We start from the raw sequence: 2,451 nt of genomic DNA on the forward strand, positions 1-2,451 counted from the left end.
TCAAGCCGGGCGCTTACACCCCGCACACCGAGTTCGAGGGTTCCGTCTACGTCCTGTCCAAGGACGAGGGCGGCCGCCACACCCCGTTCTTCGACAACTACCGTCCGCAGTTCTACTTCCGCACCACTGACGTCACCGGTGTCGTGAAGCTGCCGGAGGGCACCGAGATGGTCATGCCGGGCGACAACGTCGACATGACCGTCACCCTGATCCAGCCGGTCGCCATGGACGAGGGCCTGCGCTTCGCTATCCGCGAGGGCTCCCGCACCGTCGGCGCTGGCCGTGTCACCAAGATCCTGAAGTAGTCTTCTGCTTCTGATCTGACCTGAGGGTCCGGAGGGGTTCATCCCCTCCGGGCCCTTCGTCGATTCAGAAGGTTACGCAAACGTAACCGTCCACCCCTTTGGTAAAAGCGTGTGATGCAGGTATCTTCTTACGCATGCTCAAGACCATTCTCGGGGCCAAGATCCATCGCGCCACCGTCACGCAGGCCGACCTGAACTACGTCGGTTCCGTCACGGTGGACGCCGACCTGCTTGCCGCGGCCGGACTCATCGAAGGTGAGAAGGTCGCGATCGTGGACGTCACCAACGGTGCACGTCTCGAGACCTACGTCATCACCGGCCGTCCCGGCACCGGTGAGATCTGCATCAACGGTGCCGCCGCGCACCTCATCCACCCGGGTGACATCGTCATCCTCATCTCCTACCTGCAGGCGACTCTCGAGGAGGCCCTCGAGTACGAGCCGCGCATCGTCCACGTGGACGAGAACAACCGCATCGTCGCCCTGGGCAATGACATCGCGGAGGCCGTCCCGGGCTCCGACTGCGTCTCCGCCCGCTTCTGATGCAGGATCCCCTGCGCATCCCCGGTGTTCTCGCCGCGGTGCAGCGGGTGTGGGAGGGACAGCCGGACCTGTCGCTGCCGACGTTGTTCGGCATCCTGTCCAACCGGGGGATCGGGTGGGGCGCCACCGATGAGGACCTCGTGCGTGAGCTCGGGGTCCTCGGGCGTGTCCACCCCGGGGAGCTGCCGCTCGTCGGTTCCCGCGTCACCGCCCGTTACCTCCTGCGCACGGAGGCGCCGGAGCACCGCGTCATGGTCGACCCGTGGCGCGTCATCGTCCGTCGTCCGGGGGTGACGGCGCAACCGGGGGTGTGGCCCTACGCCACGCTGCGGCCCGCCTTCGTCGGGGGTCCGCTGGTGGTCACCTCGGGGGAGGGCATCGACCACCGTCTCGGGGTGATCAGCGGCATCACGCTTCTCGACGCCACCCCCTCCGCCACCGTCCCCGCCCTGTGCGGGGTGCGCCGCCGGGACCGGGGCGATGCGGTGCACCTGGTCACCCTCGCCGATGACTCGACGGTGCTGCTCTCCCACGGGATGGAGCGCTTCTCCGCCGGGCGGCGGAGCCTCGAGCGGGAGGAGCGGACGTGGGAGTCGCTGGTGCAGTGCCGGCCGGGTGCCCCGCTGGTGGTGCAGCCGCCCGGGGGTGGGCGTCCGGTGGAGTACGCGGAGGTCCGGGAGATCCTGGTCGTCGAGGATGAACCCTGGTCAGAGGATCACTGAGGGGGCGGCAGGAGGTGCAGCCGGTACTCCGTGGTGACGGTGATACCCGGGGTGGCGGCGCGGAACTCCTGCTCGACCTGTTCGAGTGTGTCGCGTAGGGCGGGGATGTCCGCACCCGGCCGGGCACGCACGGTGATGGTCATGGTGGGGCGGTCCCAGTAGCGGGTGACGCTGTGCAGCACGGAGTCGACGCGGGGGTGTTCCTCCAGTTCCCGGGCGATCGCGCCCGCCAGGGTCGCGAGGTTGAGCTCGATGGTGCCCGCGGTGCCTGAGGCCGGTGAGGTGACCCGGCTGACCCGGTAGCGGCGCAGGTTCAGGGCGATGAGCCAGCCCCCGAGCACGGCGCTGACCAGCAGCACGCCGGCGAGCAACCAGTCGAACCAGGGTTGTCCGGGGGCGGCCCGCCAGGCGGGGAAGTCGATGAAGTCGGTCAGCCGCTGGGCGGGGGGCAGGTCGAGGTAGAGCCCCACCGCCCAGGCACCGCCCGCGAGGATGAGCAGCCCGGAGGCGAGGACCACCAGCCGGTTGAAGTAGTTGATCCGTCTGTTCACGGCTCCTCCATCTCCGCGAGCGGCCGCTGCCGGACCTGCAGTGTGAGACCGACGTCGAGGGAGTTGAGGAGGGGATGCAGGGCGGCGTCGACAAGCTCGGCGAGATCCTCCCGGTGACCTGTGACGGAGACGTGGGCGGTGTCGCCGCTGACGTGGCTGGCGGCGGAGGCCACGCCGGGGACGGTGCGGGCGGCGGCGCAGAGTGTGCGGGAGATGTCGACGGGCCGCATCCACACGGGGGCCGTGGAGCGGATGCGGCGGTGGGTGCGGGTGCGGGGGCGGAAGGCGCTCCACACGAGGAACGCCCCCAGCAGGGCGGCGACGACGCCGA

At 69.5% G+C, this 2,451-nt stretch carries 4 protein-coding genes and 1 pseudogene; 3 read left to right on the forward strand and 2 right to left on the reverse strand.

All coding sequences use genetic code 11. The annotated features are described in order from the left end of the window. From GXZ33_RS01460 to GXZ33_RS01470, 3 genes and pseudogenes are all read left to right on the forward strand, one after another. Positions 1-305: pseudogene (locus tag GXZ33_RS01460) on the forward strand (elongation factor Tu); the annotation flags it as partial. A gap of 134 nt (positions 306-439) precedes the next feature. Continuing rightward, positions 440-847: an aspartate 1-decarboxylase gene (gene panD / locus GXZ33_RS01465; protein ID WP_040084831.1), complete on the forward strand. Its 408-nt coding sequence runs from the start codon at positions 440-442 to the stop codon at positions 845-847. Next, positions 847-1,569, forward strand: a complete 723-nt coding sequence (locus GXZ33_RS01470) for a hypothetical protein (RefSeq protein ID WP_291339091.1) — start codon at positions 847-849, stop codon at positions 1,567-1,569. The genes panD and GXZ33_RS01470 overlap by 1 nt, the downstream gene beginning before the upstream one ends. Here the strand turns inward: GXZ33_RS01470 and GXZ33_RS01475 are convergent. After that, on the reverse strand, positions 1,563-2,120 hold the full coding sequence (locus GXZ33_RS01475; RefSeq protein ID WP_291339092.1) for a hypothetical protein: 558 nt from the start codon (positions 2,118-2,120) through the stop codon (positions 1,563-1,565). The two genes, GXZ33_RS01470 and GXZ33_RS01475, sit on opposite strands and share 7 nt — an antisense overlap. After that, the coding region (locus GXZ33_RS01480; protein WP_291339093.1) for a DUF6286 domain-containing protein at positions 2,117-2,451 on the reverse strand (335 nt) is incomplete at its 5' end. The genes GXZ33_RS01475 and GXZ33_RS01480, both read right to left, overlap by 4 nt.

The organism is Corynebacterium sp. (genome assembly GCF_012838985.1).
Classification (GTDB): domain Bacteria; phylum Actinomycetota; class Actinomycetes; order Mycobacteriales; family Mycobacteriaceae; genus Corynebacterium.